The organism is Dictyobacter alpinus (assembly GCF_003967575.1).
Taxonomy (GTDB): domain Bacteria; phylum Chloroflexota; class Ktedonobacteria; order Ktedonobacterales; family Ktedonobacteraceae; genus Dictyobacter; species Dictyobacter alpinus.
Window position 1 is genome coordinate 1840364 of sequence record NZ_BIFT01000001.1, and the last position, 18007, is coordinate 1858370.

Below are 18007 nucleotides of genomic sequence, written 5' to 3' on the forward strand. Positions count from 1 at the left end.
ACACGAGGAGTGCTCTTATTTTTATCATTTGCGTATTTCCACAAATGGTCAAAGGAGTTTCTCAGATGGAAAAGCGTCAATTTGGCAAGACTGATATGCAGGTGAGCGTACTTGGCTTTGGTGGCTCTGAAATCGGTTCAGGCTCATCAACAGCTGATGTTACACGCTTACTCAACAGTGCCCTGGATGCTGGTCTGAACGTTATCGATACGGCTGAATGCTATGGTGATAGTGAAGAATTAATTGGCCGAGCGGTAGCAACCCGACGGGATGATTTTTATCTGTTCACCAAATGTGGACATGCATCTGGGGATGAGTTGCCCGATCTACCAGATTGGGATCCCAGACTGGTTGAAGCCAGCATCGATCGTAGCTTACGCCGATTACAGACCGATCATCTAGATCTGCTGCAAATCCATACATGTCCAATCGAGGTCCTGCGTCAGGGTGACATCATCAATGTTCTGGAGAAGGCCAAACGTATGGGCAAGACACACTATATTGGTTATAGCGGTACCAATGAAAATGCACGCTATGCTATTCGCATGGATGTTTTTGATACATTGCAGACCTCACTAAATATCGCGGATCAACAAACCATAGATTTCACACTTCCGATGGCGATTGAACGCAATATGGGTATCATTGCTAAGCGCCCTCTAGCAAATTTTGCCTGGGCTGATCCCGATATTAATAAAGAAGCCTATGGCTACTCCTATTGGGAGCGCCTGCAGAAGCTAAAATATGATTTCTTACAAAGTGGTCCAGCCACCTCAGTCGCGACTGCCCTGCGCTTCACATTGAGCGTCCCAGGTGTCCATACCGCCATTGTTGGTACCACGCATCCTGAGCGCTACGCGCAAAATGCAGCCTTACTCAATGCTGGCAACCTTTCAGATGAAGAATTCCAGGAGATTCGTGCCATCTGGGAAGAGCGTGCTGATATGCATTGGCTGGGCCTCGAATAAGTTAAACATTGCTACTTCTCATGGAGTAAGGGATTACATATGCTCCATGAGAAGTCCCATCCAATTATGCAGGACGACCAAACTTACCTGATATTTCATATGCTTTATCTTGCTTTTAATGGTATACTTCCTCCATAGCACTAATCATCTTTTCAGTCTGGCGTACATTATCTTAAAGACATCCTTCATGCAATAGGGCAAATTCGCTTTCCAAAACACTCCTTTTCACAACCTGGATGCTATACAATAGAATCAACAAATTATAAAATGGCACCAGAAAAATACACTTCCTGGCATTGCCGATAGAACAATGTAAGCCAACCAACAACTCATGTATCGTCAAGATACGTCAAAAGATAGACAACCCATTACTGTGCAGCGAGCATGTTGGCCGCGACAGCTTAAAAATAACATACACACCACTTTGTCAAAGTAGACAATACCAATAGAAAAGCAATGATGCAAAGGAGCAAATTAGTATGGCAGACAAACGCGGGGACCATAACAGCTATGAACAGGTTATGGCCACAATCAAAAACGAGCGCATTCGTTTCGTCAATCTGGAATTTACTGATGTAGTTGGAGTAGCCAAGTGTGTGACGATTCCAGTAGAGCAATTTGCTGACTGTGTGCGGCACGGCAAATGGTTTGACGGTTCTGCACTTGAAAATATTGCCCGCGTAGCCGAAAGTGATATGTATCTGTATCCTGATCTGGCTACTTTTACAACCCTTCCTGGTAAGGTACGTCCAGCACCCAGGATCGATACGCGGCAGAGTGATGCGGAGAGCGATGGGGATGTGGTGGCACGGGTCATTTGTGATATCCGTGAACCAGATGGTGAGCGCTTTGATGGCGATCCACGTGCCGCGCTACTGGGTGCGATCGAGGAGGCCCGTGCGATGGGCTTTAAGTATCAGGTGGCACCTGAACTGGAATTCTTCTTACTGCAAATTGAGGATAAAAAACCGATTCCTCTTCAAGATGATCCAGGTAGCTACTTTGATCTCTCAACTAAATTTACCGTCACTATTCGCAGTGAGATGGTACATGCCTTACAAAGTATGGGTATCAAGATTGAGGGCAGCCATCATGAGGTGGCGGCAGGCCAGCATGAGATCGATTTTGAGATCGGCGATGCTTTGCACATAGCGGATAGCCTGCTGACCGCGAAATATGTCATCAAGGCGATTGCCTCCCAGCAAAATCTTTATGCTACCTTTCTACCCAAGCCCTTCTACAAAACAAATGGATCGGGGCTGCATATTCATCAACAACTCATCAATATAGAAAGTGGTAAAAATGCTTTTGTTGATGAGCGGGCCGAATATGGCCTCTCGGAGATTGGACGCGGCTTTATCGCGGGACAACTGGCACACGCGCGTTCCATGTGCGCAATCCTGGCACCGCTGGTAAATTCTTATAAGCGCCTGGTGCGAGGCTATGAGGCGCCCGTCTTCGTAAACTGGGGACGCGTCAATCGCCAGGCCCTGATCCGTGTTCCACGTCCCGGCACTGATCCACAATCATCGATGCGCATCGAGCTACGTTGTACCGATCCCAGTTGTAATCCCCACCTGGCGCTGGCGGTCATGCTACGTGCAGGCTTAGATGGCATTCAACGCAAACTCACCTTACCACCCGCCATGGACGAGAATATCTTCCTGCAAGAGGAAAGCGAACGTCTACGTCCACGCGCTCGTCTGCTCCCCGCCACGCTGGGAGAAGCCCTGGATAGCATGCGTGAGGATGCCTTGATTCGCGATGTACTGGGCGATACTATTTACGAAGGCTTTGTAGACGCCAAAAGTATCGAATGGACCGAGTATCGTCAGCAAGTCCATAGCTGGGAAATCGAGCGCTACCTCCCCGTCTTCTAGGCTAGTGTGTGTTTTCTGCTCTCATTGTGGAGCGTGGTAGCCAGCCGCATTGGTACCCTGAAGGCCCCATGCTTCTTTTACATGTGCTGTCAGAAACTGAGCAATGCTCAGTTTCTGACAGCACATGTAAAACTGTTGGAGCGCCACACGCACCTTCTACGTTTGTGAGTAGCTGGAGTGCTGCTGATATATCTTCTCGTGTGCCGCTAGCATACGCTGCAGCGAGAAGTTGGCTTTAACATGGCTACGGCAGTATTCACGCGAAATTTCGGAGAGCTGCTCGACGGCCGCCGCTGCTTGCTCACAATCTTCCGCTGGCACCAGAAAGCCTGTCCGTCCATGCTCAATGACCTCGCTGGTAGCACCACGTGCAAAGGCGATAACCGGTGTGCCGGCCGCCATAGCTTCTACAGGCGTCAGCCCAAACGGCTCATCCCAGGCAATCGGGAAGAGTAATCCCTGTACCTCACCCATTAGTTTCCACAGATCGGGATGATTCAACTGACCCAGGTACGTCACGCTATCCTTTTTCTGCTCCAGCAGCGGTGCGATGCGCTCCGTATAGTACCGCTGATCATAGATGCCGCCAGCTATGATTAAAGGCTTGCCCGCACGTTCAGCGATCTTGATGGCTTGCTCTACGCCTTTCTCAGGCGTAATACGGCCCGCGAATAAGAGTGGGGCAGTGGGAGCAACATGGGCGGAGAAAGGTATCGCGTCAAGATCCAACCCATTATAAATCACATGATCAAAAGAAGTATATGCCGCATAATCACGCGCACAGGCCTGTGAGACCGTGATTAGTGTGAGAGGATGCCCCTGACGCTCTAGTATGCTCAGTACGTTGTTGATTTCAGGTGAAATAGCCGGTAGATGAACGGTATGCATGACCGGAATGGTGGTTACCGCTGTACTACAAGCAAAGCTGGGCCAGTCGAAGGCGTGGGCATGGATCACATCAAATTCATCTGCCCGCTGACGCAGTTGCAGAAACAATTCTAGAAATACATTGGCCTGGTCCATGAAACCTGGATCGAGCGCTTGCTCTTTTCCAGGTTCCGCGAAACTTGATGGGGTCACGTTTTCAGGTACCGTAACTGGCTCAATGGTAATACCAGGTACCTTTGAGCCTGCACGGGCGAAGAGGGTCACGTGATGTCCACGTTGCGCCAATCCCATAGCCAGGTCAGCCACTACCGCTTGCGAACCGCCCGTAAATGGTTCTGAGATAGTTGTGACCAGCGGCGCGACCAGCGCGATCCTCATTCTCTACCTGCTTCCGTCTGCTCACCACGATAGGCAGCCACATTGTTCTCTGTCTCGTGCAGCTTCACCTCGTAGAGAGATCCAGTCGGAAAACCAGGCTCAAGGCGCTTCCAGAAAGCGATTGCTAGCATCTCAGCGGTAGGAATCACATTTTCCAGCCAGGGAACATCATAGTTGAGATGTTTATGATCCACCCAATCCACCACCTGCTCATTGGTAATCTTCTTCATATCGGTTAGATTCATTACCATTCCCGTTGTTGGATCGGGATTGCCGCGCACGGTTACCTCTAGTGTGTAGTTGTGTCCATGTCCGTTTGGGTTGGCACATTTGTCGTAGATGTGGTAGTTTTCTTCTTCTGTCAGGTGCTGGCTCCACAGACGATGTGCCGCGCTAAAGGTGACGCGTCTGGTCAGGTAGACCATATTTTTCTCCTCTATAAGTTAGTTGGCTTCATTTATTTTATTCGATACGATGATAGCGGTTGTTTCGATGACTATCGTCGATATAGTCTTTTTCTTTTTAAACAAGTTACAAAAACGTTCTATTTCCTTCCCGCCTGCACATCCCTACCCCTCCAACGAGATGGGCGTAGAGAAAGGAAGTGTTTACGCTCACTTCCTCTCCCCAAAAGGCCGTCTCTCATGCGCCTGCCTGCTTCTTTATTGTTGTGTGTCAGGCGTTGGTAAATAGTTCGATGTTGCTGCCGCTGAACATGCGGCCGCTGTCGTTGGCCAGGTAGAAGAGGATGTCGGCTAGTTCGTCTGGGGTCATGCCGGCTTTGAGATGTGGAGCGGCTTGCTTGAGCATCTCAGTATCTATGGCTCCAGGACTGACAGCACAGACGCGAATGTTATGCGCTTTTCCTTCGACAGCCAGTATTTCTGTAAGGCTGGCTACACCTGATTTTGAGACGTTATAGGCGCTCATTCCGGGGAATTTCTCTACGCCTTTGACGCCTGATAGGGACGAAATGTTGATGATCACACCTTGCTTCTGCTCCATCATCTGACGGAAGGCGGCCCGACAGCAGAGGAAGGTTCCACGCAGGTTGATATTTATGACTTGATCCCAGGTCGCGGTGTCCATTTCTGCAAAGGGCTTTACCGCCACGATGGCAGCGCAGTTAATTAAGATATCAATGCGCCCATAGGTTTCCTGGGTATGTTGGAAGAGGCGCTGCACGTCCTCTTCTTGCGAAACATCACCGACTACAGACAGGGCCTGACCACCGTTGCGCGTGATCTCTGCTACGGCCTCGTCCAACTGCGTCCTGGTACGACTAAAAAGGACAACACGGACGCCTGCCTGAGCCAGTAGACGGGCGGTAGAGCGGCCAACGCCACGGCCCGCCCCGGTAACTATAGCAACTTTATTATTTATATCCATACCTGAATTATAGCAGGCGAACATGCCTGGTGAATAATATATCTATTAACTTGTTGAATGAGATAAAGCTCTGATATAATGCAAAGCGCAGGCATTTCTACTGAGAACATTCACTGCGGAATCGTTAGAAGCGCTTAACATATTACCTGACATCAAATACGATCAATCGATCAAGCTGGCACTTGGGGGGAGCATGAATACCGACACCGTCTTGTCTGGTAACCTGAAAGATTTTGGCCTCGTAGAAATCCTACAAATTGTAGAGCTTGGTGGCATGACGGGCGCAATTCATCTCAAGCAGAGTACTGGACGTATGGGCATCCTTTACTTTAATGAAGGGAAACTGGCTAACGCGTCCGAGCTTGATCCAGGGGCCCTGGCGCTGGGTGATGTTTTACAACAGCTGGGCATGACTACCTATCATCATATTGAAGAAGCTTATGCCCAACAATTACAGGATCCTCTGGGCAAGCGCATTGGTGAGCGTCTGGTGATGATGAATGTGATCACAGAACAACAATTGCGCGAAGCGCTGCGGATGAAAACGCTCTGGACGGCCCGTGAGCTATCTATGTGGTCGGATGGCCATTATGAATTTATTGCCAGCCCCAATGTACAAAAACTCCTTCCCTATGGTGAAGCTTCCCTGGATATCGAGGTTGTACGCGCAACTATGGAGATGGTGCGCTACAGTGATGAGTGGGAGGGGCTACAGAATGTTCTTCCACAGGGCATGCGGACCATGTTACAACTGGCTCCGACAATCCCCTACGCGATGCGTTTCGATATTCGCAGTCTGGAATTATTCACGCATGTAAACCTCTATCGCCGGGTACGCCGTATCGCCAGTGCGCTACGCCGACCAGAACTGGATGTTGCTCGCGAACTGGGACAACTGGCGCAGCAGCGCTTCCTGGTAGCTGTGTACCAAGAAGCCCAACAATCCAATGGACAGAAGGTGCGCCTGCCAGATCCAGCCGAAAAGTTACGCCTGGAAAATTTTGAGCTACTCAATTTGATTAGCCGCATGGAACAGGAATGGGAAACCAAACATTCTCCAACGGAACAGTTGTCGACCCTGGTAACATTTATTAACTGGACCATGGATGCGCTTGCCGAGACGTGTCGTGTCAATGGTATTGATCTTGATCCTCAAACCTTACATACATTGATGGTTAATGAGAATCTCTGGCATATGGGTAGTTACGAGTTCCGTGTAGACCATAATCATATCGACGTTGAAAACTTCATCGCCCTCTGCTATGAAATCCTCAATGGCGATATCAAGAAGGCGGCTGGTTTCTACGACGAGTCCTCCATGGTACTACAACGCCTGCTCAGCTGTATCTTTGAAATGATCAATGGCCGTGTCGCCAACCCACGCGAACGCATCGAAAACCAGGAAGTCTGGGAAGCAATGTTTGAACAATTTGCCCTCCAACGCAGCTAGTAGCGGCAGGGTTTATCCCTGCTCCTGCCCAACGTACAATTAGGTGCAAGCCAAAAATCCGACACGCTTCGTAACATTTGCCTCGCCAGACCACATGTTTAAGAGGCATATCATACGTGAACAGGTAGCAGGGGCAAGCCCCAATACTTTCAACTTAAGCATGAGAAAAAAGAGGGATTGATGAGAAAAAGAAGTTCTCACTTCGTCATAGACAGAAGAATCTACGTCCTGTTTTTTGATGAAAGGAACTTCTTCATGCCTAGCTTACGCCATGTGGGCCCCAATGACAAGATCTGCGCCTTGATTGATATGAATGTTTTCGAGGCCTGTTTCCCTGCCACGCTCATTGCTGATATCTTTGGCGTGCCTTCCCACCAGCAGACCAAGCGTCGACCTCGGCGTGTGCGTCAGTGTACGCGCCTGAGCATCATCCTCTTCCAATGTTGTTGTTCTTACTGGCGTCGCTCTTGCCAGCAACAGGTCTGGAAAAAGCTTGTCGATGGGCTGATGGATCTGCATCCCACCATGCGTGAGCACCATATGTCGGCTCAAGCCTTAGCCGCACAACGTGCACGCTTAGGATCTGATCCCTTTCGCCAATTGCTGGAGCGTGCTTGCCGCCCGCTGGGTGATGCCCTCACAACCCCGAGCGCCTTTTACCAGGGATTACGGGTGATGGCCATTGATGGCACGCTCTTCAATGTTGCTGATACCCCAGCCAATGATGCGGCCTTCGGTCGATCAAGCAACCAATACGGCAAAGGAGCCTATCCTCAGGTGCGTGCCGTGATGCTCATGGAATGTGCCAGTCATGCCGTCATCGCTGCTGCATTAGGAGGTTACCATTGGGCTGAAGCGCATGGAGTGCGTGAGGTCATGCGATCGGTGGTGCAAGGGATGCTCGTGCTCGGCGATTGTGGCATCTTCAGTGGGATGTTAGCACAAGAGGCCAGAGAAAAGAATGCGCATGTGCTCTGTGGGCTTTCCCGTACGAGCTTACGCCATCGGCATACCGAGCTTTCTGATGGAAGCTACCTGGCGATCCTCAACCCCAATCGCAAAGCCACGTATCGCGCCACAGAGAAACAGACCGTGCGAGTGATCGAATACACCCTCACCGATGAGCGCCTCGGGAAGCCAGGACGCCTCTATCGGCTGGTCACCACGTTGTTAGATGAGAAAGCGTCTCCATCTCATGAGCTCATCGAGCTCTATCAGCAACGCTGGGAGGTGGAGCTCATGATCCGAGAACTCAAAAGTGTGTTGCATGAGCAGGTCAAAGTGCTGCGTGCGAAAAAGCCCGACGGGGTCAAGCAAGAAGTGTATGCTCTGCTGCTGGCTCATTACAATCTGCGATTTTGGATGGTCAAAGCGGGGGAGCAGGCAGGCATTGATCCCTGCAGGTTGAGTTGTAAGCACGCATTAGAGGAGTTGCGCCTGCGGGTCGAGCGGGTCGCAACATGGAGTCAGCAGCATCGCGAACCGCTCCTCGATCGAATGATACAAGAGATGAGTACGCATGTCTTGCCTGACCCCATATTGCGGAACAATCGAAGAGAAATCAAACAGGTCTATAACAAACACAAGCCAAAAAAACGAGGGAAGCCAGCGCCAGCTCCCTTCGAAAAAACGGACACCTATCTCTCTTTTGTTGTCATTCATGTCCGGGAGATGGGAACGCAGGACGCATCTCTCCCGGACACAAAAAGTGCTTAAGTTGAAAGTATTGGGGGCAAGCCCTGCCGCTACAGGGGGCACTGCGGGTGTCAGGTTACGATGGATCGGTGGTGGGTACCTCTGAAGAAACGGTTTCTAGCTGCACATCATCTAACCAGACTTGACCTCGGCCTGCGAGATGGAGTCCAAAGACGATTTGTGTACTTCCTTGAGGAACGTCCAGGACGATCTCATAGCGCGTCCAGTCACTGGTGCCACTGATCGCGCGGTTAGCCATACCATCAAACTTTAAGGCGCCGGTAGGACTTTCTATACGCATCCATAGACCCGCGTATTTCTGTACCTGTTGTGCTTTTACGTATGCTGATAAGCGAATACGGTGCTGGACATACATAGTCGAGGCAATGGTTTGCTGCATTGTGCTGAAAATGGTGGGATCCGCTTCGGATGATTTGAGATAAGCGCAGGCTTCACCACTATGGGCAAAGACGGTTTCAATACCACATTGATGGGTGATTGGAGCACTATATAACCAGTAGGCCAGGCCGGCTTCAAAGTCAAGGTTGCGGGGTTTGTTGGTGATGAGTTGGGAAGCTGTTCTGGTCTCATCGTTGGTTTCATGACTATTGTGCAATAAGCGCGATGGTGTGGTGGTATTCAGGCAAAAAACGAGGTCAAACTCATAAGCCAGTTCGATCGGTGACCAGTATAATTTATCTTGTCGAGCCGAGTACATGGCACCAATAATCCGGTGGAGGTGGGGTTGTAAAATCCAGGCACTGCGCTGCTCTTCATCCGGAAAACCTTGCAGATCGATCATCATATGCTCTAAACCAGTTGCGTGGAAGGCATATTCATAGCTATCCTGTGGAGGGAGTACCACCAGGTGCGGTACTGGCTGTTGCGGCTCCTCACGATCCAATGCGTTACACGCCCCCTGGTAAAAGAGCATTCCCACCGCTAGAAATGCATCTTGATAGCGCTCGCTTAAATAGGTCCCCATAAAGCGTCGCTGTTCATTCCCCACGGGCGCGGCCGCATGGCCATTATGTGTCCAGATAAACATTTTGGCCTCAGGGCCAGCCTGTTCTAGATGCCAGGCTGCATTTTCCGCCATAAATTCATCGCGCAACTCATAGTTATATGCGGAAAACATCTCTTCAGCCTGAAGTACGATACGTGCGCTCTGTAAGGCAAAGGCGAACTCGGCGGCTGAAGCCTGTTGCTCATAGATAGGACGTCGCTGATCCAGCAAATCATAGACACGTTGTAGTTGCAGGCTACAGGTCTGCTTCACGGCAAGTGGTTCATCGCTATAGCGACTTAAATGCGCTGCATACTGCCAGAAGGTTTCATACAGTTGCAACATCTCTTCAACGGCATCAGGATCAACCTTCTGCACAAAATCCAGCACACTGTGCATAGCAAGATCACAGGATTGCATATCAATACCACAAAATTGCAATGCCGGGCGCGAACCACGATCCTGGTTATAGGCCCGCATCCAAAGAATAATATCCAACATCTCCTGTGTTTTCCAGGTCCAGAAGCGCAAACCTTCCAGCAGGGCCGTTGGGTCTCCCTGCCCGGTGTGTAGAAATGTATTGATCCGTTCGGCCTCAGCCCAGCCATCTTCCAACGCGAAATGTGTAAAGCCTGCCTCTTTAACCAGTATTTCCAGGAGACGATGCTTCAATGTAAAAAACTCATGGGTTCCATGAGTTGCTTCCCCACAAGACACAATACGAGCACTGCCTACAATATCCACAAAAGGTAGAAGGTCGCGATTACTCCCCCCGGGTGATGTACTACCAAATGCAATCGCGTAATCCTTCAACCACTCTATCACTTCTTCCAACTGGGTCACGTGCTGTTCTTGCATATACCCCTCCCTAATCCGACACATCAACAAGTTCCATTATTATATACGAGCAAGGGATGCTATTAGTTCTCACTTCACCCTTATGTATATATTTAATTTAAATTGCACAAGTAATATGCAAGAAGATAGTTAACCATAAAAAAAGAGGACATCTGTCATGAACAGACGTCCTCAAAAGCATGGATAGGAGCAGGGTTAGTGCTTGCGTGGTGGGTATGAAATAAAGACGCTTTTAAGTTCGCAGAATTCGTTGACAGCCTCAACACCCAGCTCACGATGTCCATTTCCACTGTTTTTCATACCACCAAATGGCAGATGAATCTCTGACCCAGTAGTACCAGCGTTGATATAGACAAGTCCGGATTCGATGTCACGCATGGCTCGAAATACCAGGCGCGCATCCTCGGTAAAGATGCCGGTAGAGAGGCCATATTCGGTGGAATTAGCAACAGTAATGGCTTCTTCATAGGAATCAACGGGTAGAAGTGAGAGGAATGGTCCAAACACTTCTTCTTGAGCAATACGCATGCCTGGCTGCACATCGCCAAAGATGGTAGGTTGATAAAAGGCACCTTCGGAGTATGCGTCTTTGTTCAGAGGGGCGCCACCCAGCAATAAGCGCGCGCCTTCCTGTTGACCGATCTGGGTGTAGGCATCGACAGCCTTGACACGACCACGGTTCACCAGCGGTCCAACCTCCGTCTGAGCTTCCAAGCCATCACCAACGCGCAACTTCTCAGCATTCGCCATGATACGGTCCACAAAGCCCTGATAGACGGCACGATGGAGGATAACACGGCTCGTCGCGGTACAACGCTGTCCCGTAGTTCCAAAGGCTCCCAGTGTAATATTATTGGCGGCCAGATCCAGATCGGCATCATCCATAATGATTACAGCGTTTTTGCCACCCAGTTCGAGAGCGCAGCGACGCAGGTCTCGGCCACAGAGCTCAGCCACCCGGCGTCCTACTTCGTTTGATCCTGTCAGCGAGATCATATTGATCTTTTTATGACTGGCCATGGCATCGCCCAGCGTACCACCAGGACCCGTGAGTACATTCAAGACACCATCTGGCAGGCCCGCCTGCTGGAGAATTTCAGCCATCTTCAAGGTAAGCAGCGGTGTATCACTGGCTGGCTTAAGAATCACAGCATTGCCGGCCAGTAAAGCGGGAAAGGTTTTCCAGGCTGGAATCGCCAGAGGGAAATTCCAGGGTGTGATGATTCCGACGATACCGATTGGTTGGCGGATAGTCAGGCAGAATTTATCAGGCAAGCCAGATGGAACTGTTTCACCTTCTGCTCTCCGTCCTTCGCCGGCCACAAATTTAGCCACGTCGATCGCCACCTGGACATCGCCACGCGTCTCTTTTAAGATCTTGCCCATTTCGCGGGTCATTAAAACGGCTAGCTCTTCCTGCTGCTGCTCTAACAACTGGGCGGTACGCCACAGGACTTCACCACGCACAGGAGCAGGTGTAGCGGACCAGGCACGCTGCGCCTTCGTCGCGGCCGACACTGCATCTTCAAGGTCCTGGACATCAGACATCTGATATTGTCCAATAACTTCTTGCGTATGGGCTGGATTAGTACTTGTAAATAATTTGCCACCATGGGCGTTACGCCACTGACCACCAATAAAATTTTGGTAGATGGGAGCCTCGGTTGCGGATGTTTGTGCCATATATATCTCCTGCCAGATATCCAGATATCTCATCAATGGAAATTACTTCATCAAATCAAAATAATGACCCCATGAATTTCCAGAAGTATTATAACAGAGTCTCCATAGCCTCTCTCCCCTTTATTTTCTCAGGCGGGATATGGGCCGGTCGCGACCGGCCCATATCCCGCCTGAGAAAATAAAGCAAGCGAGCGCCGCAGGCGCGAGGCGTCAAAAAGCCATCACAACCACAAAAACAAAAAAACCTCATGCAATTCCACTATGGATGCATGAGGCCTCTTCCTGGCTAAATTAGACGTTCTCAATAGTTGGGCTACTACCACCCTCAGTCGATGTCGGAGGAGGTGTAGCAGGAGTCGCCTCACTAGCAGCTGGAGGAGTCTCCTCGGCATAATCGCCATCCTGTGCTGGCCGCTTAAACACATAATATGCGGAGTTGGATGTCAGAGGCTGATTACTCGCTAACTCCCAACCTTCACGACCGATGCTATCAAAATAGCGGCGCACAAACGCGCTACGTCGCTCGTTGCCTATCAGCGTCTCAGTGCCTTCACATGAGATACGCCCACGGTAATCGACATATACAACCTTATATGCCCACTGTCCCATCGTGCACTCCTTTCCAGGAAATCTTCTTCCCTCGATACATGTACCCACAAATATTCGTGAGTGTCACCCTACCAACCAGATCAGCTGAACTGGTTGATCCGCGCTGCACATGAGTCACCCATCAGTATGATTCCATCGACACTATATCCGATAATGCCCTCGCTACGGCTCTTGTATTGCATGTTATCGTCACGCCTCGCCCGCTGACAAATCACACAGGTCAAGCTCGCATGCAAACGATGAATAAAGCGCCGGGTTCCACAATCAACGCCTTATTGCTCGCTGGGCTCCATACTGATGGTTCCTCTGCACAGTGGTAGTATAACTTCCCTTGAGGTCAACAACACCGCTATTTCCACCAGTCTTTAAAGCCGGAGAAACTACCTGTTCCCTACCTGTAGAAATAGACAGGTCATAGTCCAGAAGCTCAAAGTGACAAATGAATATAGGCGTGCGTCTATCTTAAATAAGCTATATGCATATTTCGTGGAAAAACACTCTTGTTTATGAGTTGCAACAACATGAACCCGCTAACGTACACACAATAAAGGCGTTTTGTATTGCACAGTATAAACGTTGAGTGCGTGTTGCTATAAAAAATAATGCTATTATCTATCAAAGGGGAGCAACATGACGGAGAAACATTTATCGTTATCCGAAGCACAGCAACAACTCTCTACATTACCCCAGTTGTTTGCACAAACAGAGGATCCAATCATCGTCACTCAAGATGAGCAGCAAGTCATGGCCATTTTATCAATGGCTAACTACCTCCACATGTGTGAGACTATTGAAGCTCTCAACCAGACATTAGAAATACTTCATAATGAGAAGTTTATGACCTCATTTCGCCTGGCACAACGTGGTACAAAAGCGGAAGCATTGATCCCTTTGGAACAAATCAGACGCGAATTCGGTTGGGAGGATGAAAAACAAGAGCCAACATGATGGGCTTTATCGGCCCATCATGACTGCTCTGCTTCTCGTTTTTGCGCATCTTCAATCAAGCTTACGAGCAATTGCAACTTCTTGATTGTATGCTCGGCGTTACGCTTATTGCGCACATAACCATCTGGAGCCAGCTGCTGAAACCAGTAGCGAATATCATCTTCAGAAACGTCATACCATTTGGCATCCGCCTGCAAGCGAAGGTAGACGCGCATCTGTGGATCCTGTTGCTTGCGCGCTGGTTTCGCCGCTGTCTCCACGCCTGCTGCGCTGTCCTGCTCATCCTGAGCCACGGCCTCAGCCACCTCAGTTGCTGGATGCAGTTCATTATAGAGCGCCTCAACATCTCCCGCGCGGAAAAAACTATCCCGTCCCACACCCCGATGCGTCTTAATCCGACCTTCCTTCACCCAGAGATCCAACATCACACGATCAATTCCTAATCGTCGCGCCGCCTCGCCGGCATCCAAAAATGCAAAACGGCCACCTGGCTTACTTACCATAATTACGTCCTCCTTTTTCTATACACATACTTCCCTCTATTATATCCCATAAAACTGGACCCTTTGTTTCCTGATCGAGACACCAGCGAACATTGGCACGTCTCATCATGTGATCACAAAGCCGGGATCCAAGGAACGGCCAATCCCATTGCCTGGGGGTTCTAGGGCTGTGCCCCCGACATCCCACCCTCCAAAGCCGGGATCCAAGGAACGGCCAACTCCGGTGCCTGGGGGTTCTAGGGCTGTGCCCCCGACATCCCACCCTCCAAAGCCGGGATCCAAGGAACGGCCAACCCCGGTGCCTGGGGGTTCTAGGGCTGTGCCCCCAACATCCCACCCTCCAAAGCCGGGATCCAAGGGGCTCGCCGCCCGCGTAGCGGGCGAACAACCGATCAAACGACGTTTGACAAAGTACAAGAACAGAAAGCCCTTTGTTTCTGACAATAACATAATTTATTAGGAATTAATAAATTTTACATAAGATAAGGCTTGTATATGTATTTATAAATATGGTATTATTGCAAAAACTGCTTATTGTTTTAACATTGTTATATCATTAAAAGAACATTAAATATTTGAGTAGTGATAAGGGGAGAGGGTCATGTTTGAGAAGCAGCATCTGCTATGGCAATTTTCATTTACGAGTATATCGTTTGCTCCACGTCTGGCTATCTGCATTATATGCACACTGCTCAGTATGATCACCTACCTGCTCACATTTAGCGTTATCCACGTTGAAGGTCTCCTCCTACTAAGCATGTTGCTATGGGCCTGGGGCTTCTCATATAGAGGAACATGTATCTGCTTTTTGAGTTGCTTTGCACTATCAGGCGGCTATGTCATCTATCAGAAGAGTATCAATGGTCCTGCTTCTACAATCCTGATCTCAACCCTGTTCAACTTGATTATTCTGTTGGGCGCGGGACAGTTGATGGCTTTTTTCAAAGAAACGTGTGGCAGCAAACAGACACATCTGGCATTTAATCGGGAGCAAGAACAGCAACGTCAGATGATAAGGGAACAGTTACGCCAGTTTGAGCAACTCAAGACACAATTTGTGATCAATGTTAATCACGAATTAAGAACATCATTAGCTGCCACTTATAGCTATTTTGAGTTGCTTAACATGTTGTTTGAGAGCCATGGCTATCTACAATATCAAGCTCATGGTATCTATTTACAGGATGCGTTGCGCCACTGTGATGATTTACGTGCGATTGTCAATAATATCCTGGTATCAATGGATATAGATAACACCCAGGCGGAACGGGATGCTGAGGAGTGCTCGATCGCTCAGATTGTCCTTGAAACCTGTGATCATATTGCAGTACTTCAACATGAGCAATATCGTATGCGTTTACAGATCTCTACCCATCTATGGGCACGCGCTAATCGGCAATATTTACGCCACATCTTGCATCAGCTACTCACTAACGCGCTTAAATATACGCCTTCCGGTACCTCTATCATATTGAAGGCTGAAGCAGATCACTATGATCCACAGATGATTTGTATCAGTGTGCAGGACGCGGGACCAGGTATTCCGCTTGAAGAACATGCCCATGTTTTTGAGCAATTTGCGCGTCTACCCCGTGATGTAGGGGGCACGGTACGCGGCACAGGATTGGGACTGTATATTTGCCAGCAGTTAGTGGAGCGTTTACACGGTCGTATCTGGGTCGAGAGTTCCGGTATAGCAGGGGAAGGCAGTTGTTTTCGCTTCACCTTGCCGCGTGTGATTCCGACACACGCTACCAGCATCACGACCCAGGTAGATTCGGCTCATACAGTTGGACGGCGGTAAAACATTAAGAGTGTACTCCCATAATGCCGCTCATCGTCTAGAACAAAGTTCTGGCTGGCCACGGCCGCTACACCAGGGCGCTCTTTGGGATGTATCTGCACGATAATCAATGTATTATCTGACCATAGGGTTGAGCTTTCCAATAAACCCAGGGCACGCGCCGCCATCTCTTCATACTGGGGTGGAGCTACATAAATGATATCATAGACGCGCGACTGGCCTGTGAGGGCGGCTGGAAAATAAGCACGCTTCTCATGGCCATGTGATGGAGACGGCTGTTGGGGTTGAGACTGGTGGGCCAGCAAAAATTTGAAAGAATCTCCCTGCAACGCATCAGCTCGATCGGTCAGGCCAGTTATCTGTAAATTCTCGCGTACAAGCTTAACAATCTTTGGATTCATCTCGATAAAGGTGGCATGGGCGGCACCACGGCTGAGCGCCTCAATCCCCACGCCGCCCGTTCCAGCAAAAAGATCCAGGAAACGGGCATCAGTTACTTCATCAGATAGAATATCAAATAACGCGGTCTTCACGCGATCCATAATTGGCCGGGTGCCGATTGTTTTAGGAGACTTCAGTTTTTTACCCTTGGCCTCACCAGTTACCACACGCATTAGCGTTCCTCCTCTAGGACTGCCAGAACAGCTTCTACCTGTTCTATAAAATCATCTTCCAGCTTTGCCCAGGAAATTAACGCTTCAACCTGGTCCACCTTCAGTTTTTTGATGGTTGTAATTGTCCATACACCTTCAATCAGTGTCCGTAATTGCTCATCTGAGATCTGGGAGAGAACCACATTATCCAGTACTTTCTGACGCTGTGGACTGGCTGTGGCTGCGCCCTGGGATTCGCGTAAGGAACTGATTTTGGTGCGGGCACGCTCCAATTCTTGTTCACTAAATTCGTCTGGGAGCAAGGGCAGATCCTCAAGTTCATTAAAGGTTGAACCAGCTAAGGGTTCATGCTCCAGTTCATCAGGTCCAATCTCTTCCTCAAATCCTGCTGGCGCTGCACGCGGAATGCGCATCTCCACAATCGGATTATCGCGTTCTGGACGCAAGATGCGCGGCAGTTGTCCTGATTTCTGCGCACGTGGCAGATCGGAACTATCTTGCGCCTGCTCTGACCGCAAATGCGTTTCACTATCCCGTCGCGTTGGTGCTTGCAAAGATGTAGGTGCAGGACCATTTTGGCCAAGCATTTCTTTGATCTGCTCTAACGCATCACGCAGATTAATACCAGTCGTGAGAGAACGCACATTGAGCATCTCCATCGCCTGCTTTGGTGTCAGATCCAGATTATCTTTAATATATTGAATAAATTGCGGCAAAGGCATATTACTGCCCGGCTCACCAGCCGGCAATGACAGATTTCCGGTATTTGACTTGTTACCCGGCTCTCCACTACGCCCACCAGTCGTTATCTCAGGCGCGTCCCCATTACGATTATCTCCTGACTGTGTGGCCGTTGGCGGAGCCGCAATAGAAGCCGGCCGATTGCCAGGAACCAACGTTGTCCGTGGTGGTGCAGCCTGTTGTTGTTGGGCAGGGGCAGTCCTGGTATTTACCTGCGGTTGTGGAGCGGGCCGGTTTTTCTGCTGGCCATTCTGGGAACGCCCCGACCCCGAAGTCTCTGGTAGATGTTGATCCATATGCACCGTCAGTTGCTGCATACCCGCCTCAGCCTCTAGAATCAGCCGCTCTCGCTCCTCAGCGCTCGCACCAGGGGGGACGGGAACACTCATTTCAATTGTATGGGTACGGCCATCCTTCGTATACTGGGTCGCGTAGCGTAGCCAGATATACGGCCCGGACTCCTCCTGTATCTTCCTGTTGCCATCCATGGAAGCACTCACCTGCTTTCTCCTACAATGCTGCTCTACCTGCAATTCCAGGGTCTCTATGTCGATCATAAACAGTGTACGTACATTATATCAAAAACGTCTTAC

General features: G+C 49.7%; 15 protein-coding genes. 6 read left to right on the forward strand and 9 right to left on the reverse strand.

Annotated elements, in window-relative coordinates; translation table 11 throughout:
* Window positions 1-65: 65 nt before the first annotated feature.
* Both EL633_RS07210 and EL633_RS07215 read left to right on the forward strand, forming a co-directional pair.
* On the forward strand, window positions 66-968 hold the full coding sequence (locus EL633_RS07210) for an aldo/keto reductase (RefSeq protein WP_126626537.1): 903 nt from the start codon (window positions 66-68) through the stop codon (window positions 966-968).
* A gap of 479 nt (window positions 969-1447) precedes the next feature.
* Window positions 1448-2848 carry a glutamine synthetase family protein gene (locus EL633_RS07215; protein ID WP_126626538.1) on the forward strand — a complete coding sequence of 467 codons (1401 nt, stop codon included), beginning with the start codon at window positions 1448-1450 and terminating at the stop codon, window positions 2846-2848.
* Between the two features lie 156 nt (window positions 2849-3004).
* Here the strand turns inward: EL633_RS07215 and EL633_RS07220 are convergent, their stop codons facing one another.
* The 3 genes from EL633_RS07220 to EL633_RS07230 form a co-directional block, all read right to left on the reverse strand.
* Entirely contained in the window at window positions 3005-4114 is a 1110-nt protein-coding gene (locus EL633_RS07220) for a glycosyltransferase family 4 protein (RefSeq protein ID WP_126626539.1), read from the reverse strand.
* The gene (locus tag EL633_RS07225; protein ID WP_126626540.1) at window positions 4111-4539 is read right to left on the reverse strand and encodes a 6-carboxytetrahydropterin synthase; all 429 of its coding nucleotides are present in this window, start codon (window positions 4537-4539) and stop codon (window positions 4111-4113) included. The genes EL633_RS07220 and EL633_RS07225 overlap by 4 nt, the downstream gene beginning before the upstream one ends.
* Before the next feature lie 250 nt (window positions 4540-4789).
* Window positions 4790-5503 (reverse strand): SDR family NAD(P)-dependent oxidoreductase, encoded by a 714-nt coding sequence (locus EL633_RS07230; RefSeq protein WP_161982014.1) that lies wholly within the window; start codon window positions 5501-5503, stop codon window positions 4790-4792.
* 193 nt (window positions 5504-5696) lie between these two features.
* Here EL633_RS07230 and EL633_RS07235 point away from each other — a divergent pair, with 193 nt between their 5' ends.
* Together EL633_RS07235 and EL633_RS07240 are read left to right on the forward strand one after the other, a co-directional pair.
* Window positions 5697-6953: a DUF4388 domain-containing protein gene (locus EL633_RS07235; RefSeq protein WP_126626542.1), complete on the forward strand. Its 1257-nt coding sequence runs from the start codon at window positions 5697-5699 to the stop codon at window positions 6951-6953.
* Window positions 6954-7208: 255 nt separating this feature from the next.
* The gene (locus EL633_RS07240) at window positions 7209-8669 is read left to right on the forward strand and encodes an IS4 family transposase (RefSeq protein ID WP_161982015.1); all 1461 of its coding nucleotides are present in this window, start codon (window positions 7209-7211) and stop codon (window positions 8667-8669) included.
* A gap of 55 nt (window positions 8670-8724) precedes the next feature.
* Here the strand turns inward: EL633_RS07240 and EL633_RS07245 are convergent, their stop codons facing one another.
* The 3 genes from EL633_RS07245 to EL633_RS07255 all read right to left on the reverse strand — a co-directional run bounded on the left by EL633_RS07245 (window position 8725) and on the right by EL633_RS07255 (window position 12804).
* The gene (locus EL633_RS07245; RefSeq protein WP_161982016.1) at window positions 8725-10512 is read right to left on the reverse strand and encodes an erythromycin esterase family protein; all 1788 of its coding nucleotides are present in this window, start codon (window positions 10510-10512) and stop codon (window positions 8725-8727) included.
* Window positions 10513-10707: 195 nt separating this feature from the next.
* Window positions 10708-12195, reverse strand: a complete 1488-nt coding sequence (locus EL633_RS07250) for an aldehyde dehydrogenase family protein (protein ID WP_126626545.1) — start codon at window positions 12193-12195, stop codon at window positions 10708-10710.
* Between the two features lie 291 nt (window positions 12196-12486).
* Window positions 12487-12804 (reverse strand): hypothetical protein, encoded by a 318-nt coding sequence (locus EL633_RS07255; RefSeq protein ID WP_126626546.1) that lies wholly within the window; start codon window positions 12802-12804, stop codon window positions 12487-12489.
* A gap of 630 nt (window positions 12805-13434) precedes the next feature.
* Between EL633_RS07255 and EL633_RS07260 the strand changes: the two genes are divergently transcribed.
* Window positions 13435-13752: a type II toxin-antitoxin system Phd/YefM family antitoxin gene (locus EL633_RS07260; protein WP_126626547.1), complete on the forward strand. Its 318-nt coding sequence runs from the start codon at window positions 13435-13437 to the stop codon at window positions 13750-13752.
* 17 nt (window positions 13753-13769) lie between these two features.
* Here EL633_RS07260 and EL633_RS07265 read toward each other — a convergent pair whose 3' ends face one another.
* Complete coding sequence (locus EL633_RS07265; RefSeq protein WP_126626548.1) at window positions 13770-14255, reverse strand: MerR family transcriptional regulator; 486 nt, start codon at window positions 14253-14255, stop codon at window positions 13770-13772.
* Between the two features lie 601 nt (window positions 14256-14856).
* Here EL633_RS07265 and EL633_RS07270 point away from each other — a divergent pair.
* Window positions 14857-16059, forward strand: a complete 1203-nt coding sequence (locus EL633_RS07270; protein WP_126626549.1) for a sensor histidine kinase — start codon at window positions 14857-14859, stop codon at window positions 16057-16059.
* Here the strand turns inward: EL633_RS07270 and rsmD are convergent.
* Window positions 16038-16673 (reverse strand): 16S rRNA (guanine(966)-N(2))-methyltransferase RsmD, encoded by a 636-nt coding sequence (rsmD, locus tag EL633_RS07275; protein ID WP_126626550.1) that lies wholly within the window; start codon window positions 16671-16673, stop codon window positions 16038-16040. The genes EL633_RS07270 and rsmD overlap by 22 nt on opposite strands.
* Window positions 16673-17914, reverse strand: a complete 1242-nt coding sequence (locus EL633_RS07280) for a hypothetical protein (protein ID WP_126626551.1) — start codon at window positions 17912-17914, stop codon at window positions 16673-16675. Before EL633_RS07280 ends, rsmD begins: the two co-directional genes overlap by 1 nt.
* Window positions 17915-18007 lie beyond the last annotated feature (93 nt).